This is a genomic window from Peptococcaceae bacterium 1198_IL3148 (assembly GCA_036763105.1).
Lineage (GTDB): Bacteria > Bacillota > Desulfotomaculia > Desulfotomaculales > Desulfohalotomaculaceae > JBAIYS01.
On record JBAIYS010000023.1, the window covers coordinates 1 to 14,876 of the forward strand.

Here is a 14,876-nt window from a genome sequence, read left to right on the forward strand (position 1 = left end):
GTTATACTTCATTTTGAGTACCTCCGTGAATTTAATTTTGTGCTTTTGGCCGATTGCACATTTAAATTCTACTGTGAGGTACTTATTTTTTCAAAGTGCATTTTATTTCATTACAGGAATGCTCCATATTTAAATATTAACATTAATATAAACTAAGGATTATGAATTTATGCATAAACAATCCACATAAATGGACATAATACTTTTGAATTTATTTAATATCAGGAGGAAAGAAAAGCATGCAAGGTACAGTAAAATGGTTTAACGCAAGTAAAGGATTTGGATTCATTGAGAGTGAGAATGGTGAAGATATATTTGTACATTTCTCCGCCATTAATGGGGATGGATTTAAAACCTTAAACGAAGGTGAAAGGGTAAATTTTGACGTAGTGGAAGGCGCCCGTGGCCAACAGGCCTCAAATGTCAGCAGAATGTAAAAGTCAAATAAAACCCGGCTTAGCCGGGTTTTATTTGACTTATTTACACTTTCCACCGGGGCAGTTACTGGAGCCACTGCTTACACTACTGGAACTATTGGAGCCGTCAGAACTACTTTCAATTGCCGATGAAGATAACTCACCCTCTTCATTAATACATTGAGCACTACTAAATTTCTTTTCTTTAGGCAAAATATCACCTCCTAAAAATATAGTTCCCAAAAGAAAACTAATTAAACTGGGTAATATTGCACCTACTCATCATTATTTTTTAACAATGGGTTATAACCCACCAAACCAACCAAAGTGTTTTTTATGCCAATCGCTGCAATGGCCTTTCCACAAAAAGTGCCGCGCATTTTATCAGACATACCCAGCCCAGTAAATGCCAGACCACCCACTATACTTAGTAACCGTTCACCGTTATTCAAATTTTGGCGCATATATTTCACCCCTTAATTTAGTATGCACCCATTCTTTAATGTAATTCATTTTCTGTTAGTCTTTTGAAGGCATGTAGCGATTCTGTGCCACAAGCGTTACAGCGCATAATATGAACACAGTAATCATGATTATAATTTTTATAGCCATCTTCAAATAATTTTTGTTCCTCATAGGCACTATAGGGATCATAAAAGTCTTGTAACAAGCCTAGGTTTTCCATTGACTGCCCACACTTTGAGCAAGGTTGCGTTATTTCCACCAGATGGTTGCATAATAAGCAAGTATAATCCATAGTTACCACCACCAATACTATTATTAGCATTCAACTTAAATTAATACTGGGTGCTGCTATTGGTAGTGGCTGTCACCACTGTTAAACGTTTCCATCGGCTAAATAAATAAGTGATTACTATGGCCATAATTAACCTGCTGAGCACAATCAGCGCTCCATTGGCACCATATACCATAAAAAGAGCGGTATCTTCAAATATAGAGTGGCAAACAACTAAAAAGATGTTGACTAAATACACTTCCCTGGCATCCAATGCTCCACTTTTGGCGGCATCAATAATGACACCAGCCCCGTAATTGATGCCAAAAACCAAACCAGCCATTAAAGGAATACCGCCATGGTTGGAGATATTAAATAATTTTAATAACGGATATAATATTGCACCTAATTTATCTAGGATATTGAGATCTTTAGCAATCTCTAAAATAAGCATTAATGGAAAAATAATTACCGCCATTATCCACACCTGTTCTAAGCTACCTAAAAGTGCTTGTTTTAGAAAGGCAAGAATATCCATGTTTTTCCCCCTCTACAGCAAAATGTTTAACAATACACCACTGGCAAAGGACAGGGCTAATCTGATACCAACTAAGACTTTACCATTCATGCCGGCCCGTCTTGCCACTGCCGTTTCTATGAATAAACTGTGACAAAGTAAAAGCATTACAGCAATGATGGTCACCTCTTTAACAGTCAATGTTAATGTACCCATCACACCGATGGCGGCATAGATGTTAAGGGCATAGCCCATTACAATCACCAGTGAAGCTTCTCCGGGCAGACCTAGTAAATTCATCACTGGCTCACAGATAACAGCCACCCAGTTCAAAACTCCAATGTAACTTAGTAAAGTAACAAAAATATAGATAGGTACCACCACTTTAGTAAGTTCCCAAGTAGTAACGAATCCTTTATTGATACCCCTTTTAAAGGTTTCGGCAGTAACCATTATATTCTACTCCTCCAGTTATAAATTAAATGAACACCCGCAAAAAATTCCACTCATATCTAAAATCAATTAAGCAATAATATTAGTGTGCTGCAAGCTTAAAAAACATTAAGGGGGTTTTCTATTTGACAATAGGTACACAAATGCATCAAACACTGGCCGGTTTAGAAACCGCTGCTGCCACCATGAAAACATTTGCTTTACAAACCGAAGATAAGACGGCGAAGAAAATGTTTAGTGACTATGCACAGCAATTAAATTCAATCTGCCAGGGCTTGGAAGGTCGTTGCAATTATATTGAGCAACAAGAACCCCAATACAAGGTTTTTCAACAAGCTCAGCAGCAACAAAAAAAATAGTTACCACAAAAAGCCAGGAGCACCAACTCCTGGCTTCGCTTTATTAGGCCTTTGCTCCTAAAACCCGATCATCCCCTATGCGACGGGTAAAACGCTCACGATCAAAACACTCCAATAATGGCAATGCGTATTTTCTGGAAGTATTTAAAACATCTCTGGTCTCAGCAATAGTTATTTTCCCGTTTTCCTTAATGTACTGGGCAATCTTCTCTTTGGCTTGGTTAAGGACATCAGTATGGAAGTAAATGTCATCAGCTATTTTTCTAATTTTATTTAAGCGTAGTAAAAAACCTTGATACTCGGTTGCTTCTTCTGGACTCAATCCCACTTGCTTAACTACATCCTTCCAATTAGGGGGTTGGAAAGCATTAGTTTTTAGAATACTCTCTATTGTAGCCACCACTCGGGCTTCATTGCCGGTTGGTAAGCTGGTAAAGTCTGGCAGAGCAATGGTTTGAGGGTACAGTTTAAACATATTATCTTTACTAAATTCTAATAACAGATATTGAAAAGCTTTGGCACTCAACTTATCAAACATCCGTGACCGCAGTTCTTCTTTGGGATAACCCTCCCGCAGCGGAAACTTGTTATGGTAGTCCTTAAGGGAAGCAGTTATCTGGTTACTCCAATCAAGATAACGTTCCTTAAGTAGTAGCAGTTCTTTACCTTCAGCAGTAATTAACTTAATCTTATCTTCGCTGACCAGTTTATTCAAAGCGGTTATAGCATCCTCTAACGAAAGCCTAGATTGCTCCGCTGCTTCGTTTAGGGTTACAGGTAATGAATGTAACGTTATAAATTGTAACAAAAGCTCATCGGGGGAACCTTTTTCTTTGGTGGTCAAAGCTTCAATAATTTCAGGTTTAAATCTTTTATGCTTTGCCGGCAAAGCATCTATAATAATGCCGCCGCCAATGGTATGCATGGGAGAGTAGCTTCTAATGACAAACCGATCACCTTTGCTGGTTACAGCTGGTTCCTCCAATTGCAGTTGGGCATAGGCATCTGCTCCGGGTTGTAGTTCATCTCGATCTAATAAAATCACCCGGGCCATAATTTCATCAGTGCCAATATGTAATCTTACTCTGGTGCGGTGTTGCAAAGCCTTAGGGGCATTTAATAGTAAATGTAATTTAGTGTCTATTCTAAAGGATGGAGTTAATGCTCCTTGGGCTGTAACCACATGGCCCCGCTGTATTTGTTCCACTTCTACCCCAACAAGGTTAACTGCCACCCTTTGTCCGGCTTGGGCAAAATCCACTTTGTTTCCGTGCACCTGTAAACCCCGTACTCGACTGGCAATATTGGTAGGCATCAGAACCACTTCATCACCAACTGACAATCTGCCTGAAACCATGGTTCCAGTAACCACCGTGCCGAATCCGGTAACCGAAAAAACTCTATCCACCGGTAATCGCATTTTACCAGTATCGGTTCTTTCTTCTACCGACTGCACCATGCCGTCGATGGTAGCCAATAATTCAGGCAAACCTTCCTTAGTTACCGACGACACCGCAATTAATGGTGCATTTTCCAAAGTGGTGCCGTTGAGAAAATCTTTAACCTCTTCTTTTACCAGCTCCAACCAATCTGGATCTACTAAATCTATTTTAGTTAATACCACAATGCCGGTTTTTACCTGCAGTAGCTGTAGAATGTCAAAGTGCTCCCGGGTTTGAGGCATTACGCCTTCATCTGCGGCAATTACCAATAATACTAAGTCAATGCCGCTGACCCCGGCCAACATGTTTTTAATAAAGCGTTCATGTCCAGGTACATCAACTATCCCAGCCCGACGACCACTGGGTAGTGTTAGATAGGCAAAACCCAATTCTATGGATATACCCCGCTCTTTTTCTTCCTGCAAGCGGTCTGTTTCAATGCCCGTTAACGCCTTAATTAGTTGTGATTTACCGTGGTCAACATGTCCAGCGGTACCAATAATGATGTGCTTCATTAAATCTCACTACCTTCTGATGCCAATACTTGTAATAAAGTCGTTAATAGTGGCGCAGTATCGTGTTGCTGCAGGGTGCGAACATCCAATAGCAATCTATCTGCTTGCACTCTACCAACCACAGGGGGGGTACCAAATCGCAACTTATGTACCAACTGATCTACCGTTATCTGTCTGGGTTTAATGGCCACCATACCTGTGGGCATGTCCGCTGTGGGCATAGCGCCTCCCCCCACCTGGGAAAACCCTTCTTCAAAGGTAACATCAGCATAAGCCCCCAAAGGGTCAGCCAGCGCATTTGCCAACATTTTGGCTCGCTGTTGTAGGCTTTCTTTAGATTCAGTTAACATACGTAGTGTTGGTATATTTACCAACACCTTTTCAGCATCTAAATATTCACGCAAAGTGGCTTCTAACGCTGCCACTGTAAATTTGTCAATACGCACTGCTCTAGTTAAAGGATTTTTCTTCATTTTTTCTATGTAATGCTTTTTGCCAACAATAATTCCTGCCTGGGGGCCACCGAGCAGCTTGTCCCCAGAAAATGTAACTACATCAGCGCCGGCTTTAACCACCTCTTGCACGGTCGGTTCTTTTGGTAAGCCAAACCTAGCTAGGTCCACCAGAAACCCACTGCCCAAGTCACTCATCACTGGCAGGTTATGCCTTTGGCCCAGTTCTACCAGTTCTTCCACGGTGGTCTCTCTGCTAAAACCGACAATTCTATAGTTACTGGTATGTACATTTAAGAGCAAGCCGGTTTGCTCAGTGATGGCCTTTTCATAATCCTTAGGGTAGGTTTTGTTTGTGGCCCCCACTTCTACTAATTTGGCGTTACTTTGCTCCATTACTTCTGGAATACGAAAGGACCCACCAATCTCCACCAACTGCCCCCGGGATACAATTACCTCTCTACCCTTGGCCAAGGCACCTAGTGCCAACAATACTGCCGAAGCATTGTTGTTTACCACCAGTGCTGCTTCGGCGCCGGTCAGTTTGGTCAATAATCCTTCCACTGCATTATAACGGGAGCCTCGCTTACCTGTATCAAGATTAAACTCCAAATTACAATAACCTTTGATAATCTCGGCCATGTTTTGTTGAGCACTTTGTGACAATATTGCCCGTCCCAGGTTAGTATGTAACACCACACCAGTACCGTTTATCACCGGACGCAAATTTGGTATGGCTAAATTCTTCACCACTTCTAATACTGATTGCACAATTAAGTTGACACTAACTGACGTAATGTTATCCGCCAAAATACCTTGGCGGATGTCAGCCAAAACCTTTCTGATCACCTCTACCACTTCTGTCTTTGGGTTAGCTGACAGCAGTTCAATAACTGGCTGCTGGCGCAAAATCTCATCCACTGCCGGCAACGCCCTTAACAGCGACGCTTGATTCTCCTTTACCATCATTTACCTCCGCATTTATATTTACCTTTCAAAGCCATTGCACCCCTGGTAACAGTGCCTATTCCCCAAGAGGCCAATTTAAAGGCTGCTTTGCCACCAGAATGTACTAACCGTCCACTGGAAAGAACAGCCTTTTTAGCCAGTTGGCCAGCCAATTCTTTGGCCATTTCTAAATCGTTCTCAATCATTTCTAAAGTCAATTGAAATTTATCGAGGTAAGTATTTCTATTCTCAGGAGATAACTCCTTTAAAATTTTTACCAATACTGTCAGCGCAACAATGATATCGTCAAGTTGTCCCAATATCGGTATAAAGCCCGGAATGATATCAATTGGAGAAACAAAATATGCTAACCCCGCCCCCAAGATTAATTTTTGCCTTTTAGTAAGTTTTAAAGTTTTAAAAATATCATAGGTAAGTTGGCCATAAAGAGAAAGTCTTTTTAATACAGGGGTGATATCAATATTGGTCATTGGGCACCTCCAAAGTAATCATAGTAAGATTATATGATACAATGCTTCAAGATGCAAAGAAGACGCGATTACTCGCGCCCTACAATTACCCTATATTTTCACCCCAGATATTTAACTTTACCCGCTCTTCGATCAATCCACTTTTATAGGCATAATCGTAAAATGTAATTAGTGCATGGCGGCATTGATCGTCAAATTCATGGCTAATTTGATGAAAATATTCCTCCAAAACCTCCGGTGGCAGTCCAATTTTACGCCGTGCTATATCCACTAATGTTGGAAGTTGCTTCGCACCCAGCAACTTGGACTGAGAAAATAAATCTATTATATCAGTTGCTTTCTCCGGGTTGTTTTGAGCAAAATCCCTCCGCACACACCAAATTGAAAACACCATTTTTTCGCCAGTAAACTCTTTCCATGATCTCCCCAAGTCAGTCACGATATACGGTAGCGATTCATTTTTAACTCGTTGATTAGCAATCATGGCATCGTCACCAATTTGTAAAACTGCATCAGCATGGGCCAGCATGTTATCTAAATCAGTGTCCATTGTCAAATAATTTACTTCAACGTGATAGTAATGCTCAAATAAAATCTTTAAAAGGGCATTAGCCGTAGTGTCTAAACTGGTTATCGCCACCCTCTGCCCTTCTAATTCAGTAACCGGAACCCTACTTAATAATACAACATTATCTGCCTTGCCATTAGCACTGATAGACATATTGGGAAAAATATAACATCGATCGGCATAGCGAGCATATTCAATGGCAGATAACGGTGTGATGTCCAGTTTGCCTTCTAAAAACATCTGTTTCAACCTTGTGGGAGAGGCTTTAGTAATTTTAGCGTCCAAAGGTAATTGTCCTTCTTCAAAGGCATGGTAGGGCATTATACAGTTAATGTAGTCTACCTGCCCCAAGTGAAGTTCGGCCACTCAAAACTCCTCCTCCCCAAGTCATCTTCTCTTTTATATCATTATTTTTACCTTAGCTTCTATCAACCTACCATTCTTTGAAAGAGCACTTCGTTATTTTTAAACTTGCTTAATAACTCACATAGCTCTTTGCTACTTTCTGAGCTCACCACATATTTTAATAAGTTCTCCGCCTGACTAAAGTACTTTTCAACATACTCATATGATACACCTTGCTCCAATAAACCAAAACCCAACCCAAAATTTAGGCCAAATTCATACATTATTTTGATATCCGCCTCTACCGCACCACTTATTTTGGCCCCGAGGGAAGTACAGCCAGCAAACAGTTCTGCCGTTTCCATTTTAATAATATTGTATAATAGTTCTTGGGAAGTATTAACATTGATTTTAGAATGTTGGTTTCTTAAGGTGGCTCCTTCATTAACCCGACAGATTATCTCTGCCAGAGGAATAAGATACTCCAACATATCGTGATCACTAAGATGAGTAAAAAACTTACCAAACAAGTAATCTCCAACTAAGACAGGAAGTTGGCAGCCATCCCTAACGTCATTAACCTCTTGGTTACTCTCAGTTACATTAGCATGAATTTGCGATGACATATATATCAATTGCAATATGCTTGCCAGTGTAACTAACTTATTTTTTTCAAAAGAAAACATTTTGCCAACTAGTATAGTTAATGCTGGTCGGATGATACTATCGAGGCGGGAGAACTCTAAATGAGCAAACTGACCGGCATGACCTGATTTTCTAATCATCAATTCTTTATTTATTCTTGCGTCCACTAAACTTAACTCGTGCTGTATTGTCTGTAATGAGATGGTCACAATATGTTCCCCCTTCTATAAACTAATTAGTTATTCGTTAATTATACGAAATTTCCTGCATTTTTTGAACTATTAATGATAAACAATCTGTTTGTAATTATAGTAAAGAAAGCAAAAACCTTGCAATCCCACCTAGGATTTGCAAGGTTTCGCTAACTTTTTACATATTGGGTACTAATAGTATCCCCTCCTATAGGTTTACAACCCTTTGACGATCAGTCTCAGGCAGGAGGCCTCTGTCTGTTTCTTTAGCAGATATATCAGTGGCACCGAAATGACGAACTAGGTAATCACAGGCATCCCATGGATCCACTTTGTCGCCACATGTAAATACATCCACTGCAGCATAGCCAAGTTCAGGCCAAGAATGAATTGCTAAATGACTTTCTGATATTACAACAACTCCACTTACACCTTGTGGAGAAAATTTATGGAATACAAACTCTCTAACTTCTGCACCGGCCTCTAAGGCGGCATTTATCATGATTTCTTCTACTTTTTTGACATCATTTAAAATGTCGAATTCACACCCATAAATTTCTGCCAAAACGTGACGGCCCAATTTTTTCATCTTGGCTATCGTCCTCCTTAAAATTAAATTTTAGGAATTACCAATCCTCCCGAAATTTGTTTTTTACCGGGTTGCTTAAATTCCACAGAATTCATTTTAGCATGAAATTTGTTGTTGTCAACAGAAATTTCAGCAGTTATAGTACATAATCCCAGTTGGGATTGTGCCCCTTTGCACAACCCCTTTATTGCTTGATAACAGGGTTCAACAGCTTACCAATATTTTCAATGGTTACTTCAATTTTATCACCGTCCACCATCGCGCCCACTCCACTGGAAGTACCCGTAAGCACAACATCACCCGGCAATAAAGTCATTACCTTGGAAATAAAACTAATTAATTCTGACACATTAAAAATTAAATATTTTGTATTGGTGTGTTGTTTTAGTACTCCGTTTAGAAAAACCTCAACTGATAGGGCACTGGGGTCTGCATCAGTAACAATATATGGACCAATTGGGCAGAAGGTGTCAAATGATTTAGCCCTAATCCATTGTTGATCCTTTTTTTGCAAATCCCTAGCGGTAACATCGTTGGCACAGGTATAACCCATTATATAACTAGGTGCCTCAACAGGGGTTATGTTTTTAGCTCGCTTTTTAATTACCACTGCCAGTTCGCCTTCATAATCCACCTGTTTGCTTTGCGGTGGTAAAACAATGGCTTCGCAGGGACCAATCACCGCAGTGGACGGTTTTAAAAAAATCACTGGTTCATCCGGAACCGGTAATCCAAATTCTTCAGCATGATCCCGATAGTTAAGGCCAACACAAACAATTTTACTGGGTTTACAAGGGGCAAGCACTTTAACATCTTGAAGTGGATAGCCGTAATTGGCAGGTTTTATCTCTTTAAAAACATCGCCAATCAAAGGGTAAACCAAATCATCATTACCCAAAAGACCGGAAAACAACTGTCCCTTATAAGAAAAACGGCCTATACGCAATTTAAATCCCCCTTTTATTTGTTTCCTTTAGCACCAAATATATTAACGGTGGTGCACCAAAGATCATGGTGGTGGCAGCAGCCACAACTCCAGAATCATTAAAGGCAAAAGCCACCAGTGCTCCAGTTACCAATCCGATAAAACCCTTAAATAAGTAAGGGTATCTTGATTTAATTTTCGCCATAATTCCTTTGGGTTTATAAAATAATATCGCCAATACTACAATAATTGCCAGTAGTACCCTAGTCCATACCGTATAGCGTACTAGTTTCATATTCATTGCCAATTTGCGACTGATAATATTGATAGTCTCCGTAAAGCCACCCTCAATAATTAACCTAGCAGTTTGGCCAATGTGAGATTGTTGCTGAATAGGCCTGCTGAGGTCAAAGGCTATAAATGACAACAGTAGTAATACCACTGCAATGATTATGCCAACGATTACTTTAGGTCTGAATTTAACACCGGTGAATAACAAAAACGTCACTAGAAACGCTGACGACGCCGCTATGGTTCCGCCGACGTTGGTACCTAAGTTAGGGGCAGCCATACAATGAATCGTTATAGCAAAAATAATGCCCGAAATTATTATGGCAGTTTTTCTATGGCCTTCAAATTTATTAACTGCAAAGGCTGTTGCCATAATCAATGACCCATTTAAAACACCCATGTACTCATTGCCAATGCCATAAAAGCGCGCCCCCACCATGGGGTCATAACTAAGTATGGACTGTTTTTGTAGTGGCTGTCCAAGTAAAATATCTATTATTAACATGGCAGCAGTGAGCGTGGCCAGTAAGGCAAAACTGTTCATAAAGTTGCCTCTTCCCACCATTGTGACAATGATTGTGATCACAGCAGCAAATAAAATTAGCTCAAAGGCCACAATTGGTACACTTGGATTGGGTAAAAGTGGCAGTAGTAAATATGTTAACGGCACCGACACTACAAACAATATGGCTGGTTTTAACAAATTAGCACCTTTTTTACTGATAAAAATCATATAGAGAGATACAGCCAAAATAACAATTTGAAATGCCACGTATCCTTGCTGTAATGGTGTTCGAGCATCATAGGTAACCGCCAATTGATCCTGTTTGTCTTGCAAAAACTCTACCGGATTATATTCAGCAGGCACAGTATATATTGGTCTACCAGTAATTTTACTGGATATCGGTAAATCGAAGTAATTGAGAATTGTCGCTGCTATATCGGTGCTCATGACAATTCCCGGATGTTTAGTGGTGCCTGATTCTAATATAGAAGGCCCAGCGTTAATGTTACCCTTTTCCCAAATGATAACAGGAGTTAGCCTTTTTCTCTCAGCTACCAATGTTTCATCCGGGGTTGGCGATAAAAATATTAACATATCGTTATTGTTCATACTGTTTGTCAATTCGTTTAAAAAACTATCTGCTCTCTGGATACTCTGTTGAAAATATTTTTTATAAACCTCAGGGAAAATATCATTTTTTAGTTGGTAAAGCCTTTCGGTGTCACCCAGCTGCACCACAACAAACTGATGATCATTTAAAGCAGTTTTTACTTCTTTGATTAATTTTTCATAATCGGTGTGCTTGCCACCGGGAAATTGAGGGTCACTTATTAAGATCTCATTACCTATTAAACCATCGTCCACAATACCTTTATTGTCCATAGCGATAGATACCGCCAATCTGCCAAGTTCATCGGTCAAATCACTATTGCCAAATATAGCTGTCTTTAAACCTGCCTGGTGTAGTGCGGTGCCAATAGCACCCATTTCTACAGTGCGAGGCAAATTATTATTAGCCAGTTCCATTCTGGGTAATCCCAGTTGCACTATACTGTTGGCCGGTGGTGTTATTCCTGTACGTTGCTGGTAAATTTCTGAAGCAAACCCTTCTTCCAATTGGGTGTTGACACTAAAAGCTTTATTAGCATAGGCAGTGCCAAATACCTGGGACCCCGCGCCAATAGTATTATATGTATGTACCGGTAACATACTGCCAGCGGTGTTGCAGTTTAACAACCCCATAGCACCTTCATCTACAATTTTTTTAAAACCAGTTAGTTCTTCATTATTTAAGTCATAAATACTCATTCTGTCGGTAACTACCAATATTACCGAGCCATTGGCAAAAACAGGCGTGGCCAATAGGCAAAATAATAACGTGCTTAAAAGTAGTGTTAATAAATGACGATGCAAAATCATTACCTCCGCTAAGTTCTAATTCAGTTACAGTATAAATAACCACAGGGTTTTTAGCAATAGTTGCCACATTTAACCAGTTATATACACTTACGCTATTAAATTCTCTATTGGTTAACCAATTCCTGCCTAAAAGAAAAAGGTGCGGGTCACCGCACCTTTTTCTTCTAGGAGATATTAATAGCATCTGTCGGACAATTATCAGCAGCTTCCTGAGCCTGCTCCTCTACATCGCTTGGTACTTCATCTACAGTGGAGTGAGCCTTGTCATCATCATTCCAATCAAATACTTCGGGACAAGTGTCAATGCATGCTCCACAGCTAATGCAGAGATCTTGATCTACAACAGCTTTCATCATCTCTCCTCCTCAAACAATATTATTGACATAAAACAGTAATAGTTTACCTGTTTTTACAGTTTTTAATCATAAATTTAGTTGAATAATACCTTAGCTACGCTAGCAGAATAAAAAAGTATGTAATGGAGGTTTTATTAATGAAAAAAGTTTATGTGTTAGGCGCCGGTTCCAGTGCCGGCTATGAAGGTTCCTATATTGGCATTACAAGCCCAGTATCTAAAAATTTCTTTTCAAAGGCTACTGATGTTATATCTGTCCATAGCATTAAAGGCAGAAAGTTCTATGATAACACAATGACTTACCACAATCTTTTTAAATTCATAAATGATTTTTGGGGCATAGCGCCTGAGCAAATCAATAGTAGTGGCAATAATATTGATATGGAAGAGGTACTAACTTTATTACATATCGAGCTGGAGGAAAATCCACACTCCTTACCTTTATTAAGGGCCAGTGGTGAGTATATGATGTTAATGGCCCTCACCTTTGATAAAATTTTATATGGTGCCCCTTGTCCCCACCATATAAAATTGGCTAAAAACTTATCCTGTGAAGATGTTGTTATTTCTTTCAATTATGAGCTGTTGATGGATAATTCATTGCTATCCACCGGGATGTGGTATCCAACTGATGGCTATGGTGTAAAATGCGGCATACTATCCGATCAAAAATTGGAACAACCTAAAAATAAATCCCATGTTTATCTCCTTAAACTACACGGGTCCTTTAACTGGCTATATTGCAGTGGATGTCGGCAATTGTTTACTGCCATAGAAAAAAACAAGCAAGAACTTAGGTTAGTTTGCAATCACTCAGATAAAGTCTTCTCTAATCATATGGGCTGTAAGCATCCACTGCAACCAATTATAATTCCGCCCACCATGATGAAAAATTATGATTCTATGCCCTTTACGCAACAATTATGGCATCAAGCTAGGGCGGCTTTAGCAAATGCAGATCAGATTGTGATTATTGGCTATTCCTTCCCACCCACCGATTTCCGCACTAAGTGGCTGTTTCGCAAGGCGATGCTTGAAAGTAATAAAAAATGCCGCAAAGTAATTTTAGTAAACCATGCAACTGGAGATAAACTGGCATCTATGCTACAGCAGTATAAAAGTCTAATGCGAACCAATGATATTGAAAGTTACCCCACCATAGCAGATTATGTTGCTACATTGTGAAAGCCCCATGCACTACACTCATGGGGCTTTCACTGTTAATGATCGTCAAGCATACAATATCATATTTATATTACCTCTTAGGGAGGATAAACCATGTCAGTGTTTGATAAAGTTTGTAAAGAGTTAGAGTTGATTTTAGGTACAGACTTGTTTCAAAGCCTGTGTAACAGCGATGCCATTAAACTCACTCAGTTACAAGCTCTTATTAGTATTCTTATTAAAGCCTGCATTGACTTTGATTTAACTTTTACTTGTGGCACCAGAAGAGATGCTACTGCTTTAGCACTTAGTATATATATTAACCCCACCACAACCATCCAGTTTGTCATTAACCTAGAAGCCGTTAGCGGTGCTTTCAGCGGCTCACCAGAACCTACATAATATTAGCTTAATAATTGAGATATTATCTGACCTATTTGCTTAAAAAATCCCACTATTTTATCCCATAATGAACGCGCTTCCGGATCATTAGCCATCACTTCTTGAAAGTTTTGGTGTATATCTGCCATTTGATTTGCTAAACTACTCCAATCAATGTTTAATGACTTAATCCTTTTTAGCAGTTCCATTAGACTGTCTATTTGGTCATCTGTTAAGTTCACATTTAGATCCTAGGCAACTTTTTTAATTAAGGCTTTGTATGCGTCATCAGTTTGTGGATTAACCTCAGGTAATTTACTTTTTAACTCCGCTATCAGCTTTGAAACCTTCTCAGAGTCCCCAATTTCCTTTGCTAACTCTGCAGTTTTCACTAATTCCTCATTTGCTGCATCAATTCGATCGGCCGACAAATGATCGTCAGCGGCCATTTCAAAGGCTTTCGTTATTCCCGTTAGAGCCGCAGTCCCCGAAACTGGGAATGGGGCAGCGACAATAACTTCTGCATCCTTTACGCCGGCAGTCACCAAAGCATTCACATACATCTCTTTGCTTACCCATGTGATATTGTTAGTGGTAACTTGCAGACCACTGCCAGGCTCACCTAGCATGACCTTTGCAGATGATACTGCCTTGTTTCCAATCACTGCCGGTGCAAGATACTTGCCCAGCATTTGATGTTTTTCTTCATTGGTTATTGTCAGCCAGTTTGTATTCTCAGGCGCCTTTAACAATTGTAGTACAGCACTTCGCTCTTCTGTGGTTAAATCAGCACCCAAAGTGATCACAGTGTCACCAGGTATACTATCTGCATAACCAGTTGAAGTCCCGTTAACCAATAATAAAATTAACACAGAAAAAAATATCAGCCATAACTTTCTCATATTATGTGATGCAATCATCCATTTTCCTCCTAAATATACAGCCTTATTATCACTAAATGAATATACCACCTATAACATTGATAATCCAGTCCCAAATAAAGGTTTTATAACATAAAACCCCCCTTGAATAATCGAGGGGGTAAAAATTAATTCTGGCGGCGACCTACTCTCCCAGGGATAAACCCAAGTACCATCGGCCCTGCAGAGCTTAACTTCCGTGTTCGGTATGGGAACGGGTGTACCCTCTGCGGCAAAGCCACCAGAAAA

General features: G+C 39.8%; 18 protein-coding genes, 1 rRNA gene and 1 pseudogene. 4 read left to right on the plus strand and 16 right to left on the minus strand.

Annotated features, from left to right (window positions below; translation table 11 throughout):
• The first annotated feature begins 239 nt into the window (after positions 1-239).
• A complete protein-coding gene (locus tag V6C27_14395) occupies positions 240-437 on the plus strand; it encodes a cold-shock protein (protein ID MEG6617586.1) in 198 nt (65 codons plus the stop codon).
• Between the two features lie 39 nt (positions 438-476).
• On the opposite strand, the gene V6C27_14400 is transcribed toward V6C27_14395, so the two are convergent.
• The 5 genes from V6C27_14400 to V6C27_14420 all read right to left on the minus strand — a co-directional run bounded on the left by V6C27_14400 (position 477) and on the right by V6C27_14420 (position 2,122).
• Positions 477-629, minus strand: a complete 153-nt coding sequence (locus V6C27_14400) for a hypothetical protein (protein MEG6617587.1) — start codon at positions 627-629, stop codon at positions 477-479.
• Positions 630-691: 62 nt separating this feature from the next.
• Entirely contained in the window at positions 692-880 is a 189-nt protein-coding gene (locus V6C27_14405; protein ID MEG6617588.1) for a hypothetical protein, read from the minus strand.
• A 35-nt stretch (positions 881-915) separates the two neighbouring features.
• Positions 916-1,101, minus strand: coding sequence for a hypothetical protein (locus tag V6C27_14410; GenBank protein MEG6617589.1), 186 nt, complete (start codon positions 1,099-1,101; stop codon positions 916-918).
• Between the two features lie 112 nt (positions 1,102-1,213).
• A complete protein-coding gene (locus V6C27_14415; GenBank protein ID MEG6617590.1) occupies positions 1,214-1,690 on the minus strand; it encodes a nucleoside recognition domain-containing protein in 477 nt (158 codons plus the stop codon).
• Positions 1,691-1,702: 12 nt separating this feature from the next.
• Positions 1,703-2,122: a nucleoside recognition domain-containing protein gene (locus tag V6C27_14420; GenBank protein ID MEG6617591.1), complete on the minus strand. Its 420-nt coding sequence runs from the start codon at positions 2,120-2,122 to the stop codon at positions 1,703-1,705.
• Between the two features lie 125 nt (positions 2,123-2,247).
• Between V6C27_14420 and V6C27_14425 the strand changes: the two genes are divergently transcribed.
• Positions 2,248-2,481, plus strand: coding sequence for a DUF1657 domain-containing protein (locus tag V6C27_14425; GenBank protein ID MEG6617592.1), 234 nt, complete (start codon positions 2,248-2,250; stop codon positions 2,479-2,481).
• 43 nt (positions 2,482-2,524) lie between these two features.
• On the opposite strand, the gene selB is transcribed toward V6C27_14425, so the two are convergent.
• From selB to V6C27_14470, 9 genes are all read right to left on the minus strand, one after another.
• The gene (gene selB, locus V6C27_14430) at positions 2,525-4,438 is read right to left on the minus strand and encodes a selenocysteine-specific translation elongation factor (protein ID MEG6617593.1); all 1,914 of its coding nucleotides are present in this window, start codon (positions 4,436-4,438) and stop codon (positions 2,525-2,527) included.
• Positions 4,438-5,856 carry an L-seryl-tRNA(Sec) selenium transferase gene (gene selA / locus V6C27_14435; GenBank protein ID MEG6617594.1) on the minus strand — a complete coding sequence of 473 codons (1,419 nt, stop codon included), beginning with the start codon at positions 5,854-5,856 and terminating at the stop codon, positions 4,438-4,440. Before selA ends, selB begins: the two co-directional genes overlap by 1 nt.
• A complete protein-coding gene (locus V6C27_14440) occupies positions 5,856-6,329 on the minus strand; it encodes a YkvA family protein (GenBank protein ID MEG6617595.1) in 474 nt (157 codons plus the stop codon). The genes selA and V6C27_14440 overlap by 1 nt, the downstream gene beginning before the upstream one ends.
• Positions 6,330-6,414: 85 nt before the next feature.
• Positions 6,415-7,263 carry a menaquinone biosynthesis protein gene (locus V6C27_14445; GenBank protein ID MEG6617596.1) on the minus strand — a complete coding sequence of 283 codons (849 nt, stop codon included), beginning with the start codon at positions 7,261-7,263 and terminating at the stop codon, positions 6,415-6,417.
• A 62-nt stretch (positions 7,264-7,325) separates the two neighbouring features.
• Positions 7,326-8,096 (minus strand): polyprenyl synthetase family protein, encoded by a 771-nt coding sequence (locus V6C27_14450; protein ID MEG6617597.1) that lies wholly within the window; start codon positions 8,094-8,096, stop codon positions 7,326-7,328.
• Between the two features lie 190 nt (positions 8,097-8,286).
• A complete protein-coding gene (gene speD, locus V6C27_14455) occupies positions 8,287-8,667 on the minus strand; it encodes an adenosylmethionine decarboxylase (protein ID MEG6617598.1) in 381 nt (126 codons plus the stop codon).
• Positions 8,668-8,851: 184 nt separating this feature from the next.
• On the minus strand, positions 8,852-9,613 hold the full coding sequence (locus V6C27_14460) for a fumarylacetoacetate hydrolase family protein (protein ID MEG6617599.1): 762 nt from the start codon (positions 9,611-9,613) through the stop codon (positions 8,852-8,854).
• A gap of 1 nt (position 9,614) precedes the next feature.
• The gene (locus V6C27_14465) at positions 9,615-11,801 is read right to left on the minus strand and encodes a hypothetical protein (GenBank protein ID MEG6617600.1); all 2,187 of its coding nucleotides are present in this window, start codon (positions 11,799-11,801) and stop codon (positions 9,615-9,617) included.
• Positions 11,802-11,971: 170 nt separating this feature from the next.
• Positions 11,972-12,160: a ferredoxin gene (locus V6C27_14470; GenBank protein ID MEG6617601.1), complete on the minus strand. Its 189-nt coding sequence runs from the start codon at positions 12,158-12,160 to the stop codon at positions 11,972-11,974.
• Between the two features lie 140 nt (positions 12,161-12,300).
• On the opposite strand from V6C27_14470, the gene V6C27_14475 reads away from it, so the two are divergent.
• Together V6C27_14475 and V6C27_14480 are read left to right on the plus strand one after the other, a co-directional pair.
• On the plus strand, positions 12,301-13,347 hold the full coding sequence (locus V6C27_14475; GenBank protein ID MEG6617602.1) for a hypothetical protein: 1,047 nt from the start codon (positions 12,301-12,303) through the stop codon (positions 13,345-13,347).
• 93 nt (positions 13,348-13,440) lie between these two features.
• On the plus strand, positions 13,441-13,728 hold the full coding sequence (locus V6C27_14480) for a hypothetical protein (protein MEG6617603.1): 288 nt from the start codon (positions 13,441-13,443) through the stop codon (positions 13,726-13,728).
• A 2-nt stretch (positions 13,729-13,730) separates the two neighbouring features.
• On the opposite strand, the pseudogene V6C27_14485 reads toward V6C27_14480, so the two are convergent.
• Positions 13,731-14,627, minus strand: a pseudogene (locus tag V6C27_14485) (DUF1002 domain-containing protein).
• A 132-nt stretch (positions 14,628-14,759) separates the two neighbouring features.
• Positions 14,760-14,873 (minus strand): 5S ribosomal RNA (gene rrf, locus V6C27_14490).
• Positions 14,874-14,876: the final 3 nt, after the last annotated feature.

Excerpts from the sequence above, each read along its gene's own strand:
- V6C27_14395 (MEG6617586.1), top strand. The coding sequence starts at position 240 with ATGCAAGGTACAGTAAAATGGTTTAACGCAAGTAAAGGATTTGGATTC.
- V6C27_14405 (MEG6617588.1), bottom strand. The coding sequence starts at position 880 with ATGCGCCAAAATTTGAATAACGGTGAACGGTTACTAAGTATAGTGGGT.
- V6C27_14410 (MEG6617589.1), bottom strand. The coding sequence starts at position 1,101 with ATGGAAAACCTAGGCTTGTTACAAGACTTTTATGATCCCTATAGTGCC.
- V6C27_14415 (MEG6617590.1), bottom strand. The coding sequence starts at position 1,690 with ATGGATATTCTTGCCTTTCTAAAACAAGCACTTTTAGGTAGCTTAGAA.
- V6C27_14420 (MEG6617591.1), bottom strand. The coding sequence starts at position 2,122 with ATGGTTACTGCCGAAACCTTTAAAAGGGGTATCAATAAAGGATTCGTT.
- selB (MEG6617593.1), bottom strand. The coding sequence starts at position 4,438 with ATGAAGCACATCATTATTGGTACCGCTGGACATGTTGACCACGGTAAA.
- selA (MEG6617594.1), bottom strand. The coding sequence starts at position 5,856 with ATGGTAAAGGAGAATCAAGCGTCGCTGTTAAGGGCGTTGCCGGCAGTG.
- V6C27_14440 (MEG6617595.1), bottom strand. The coding sequence starts at position 6,329 with ATGACCAATATTGATATCACCCCTGTATTAAAAAGACTTTCTCTTTAT.
- speD (MEG6617598.1), bottom strand. The coding sequence starts at position 8,667 with ATGAAAAAATTGGGCCGTCACGTTTTGGCAGAAATTTATGGGTGTGAA.
- V6C27_14470 (MEG6617601.1), bottom strand. The coding sequence starts at position 12,160 with ATGAAAGCTGTTGTAGATCAAGATCTCTGCATTAGCTGTGGAGCATGC.
- V6C27_14475 (MEG6617602.1), top strand. The coding sequence starts at position 12,301 with ATGAAAAAAGTTTATGTGTTAGGCGCCGGTTCCAGTGCCGGCTATGAA.
- V6C27_14480 (MEG6617603.1), top strand. The coding sequence starts at position 13,441 with ATGTCAGTGTTTGATAAAGTTTGTAAAGAGTTAGAGTTGATTTTAGGT.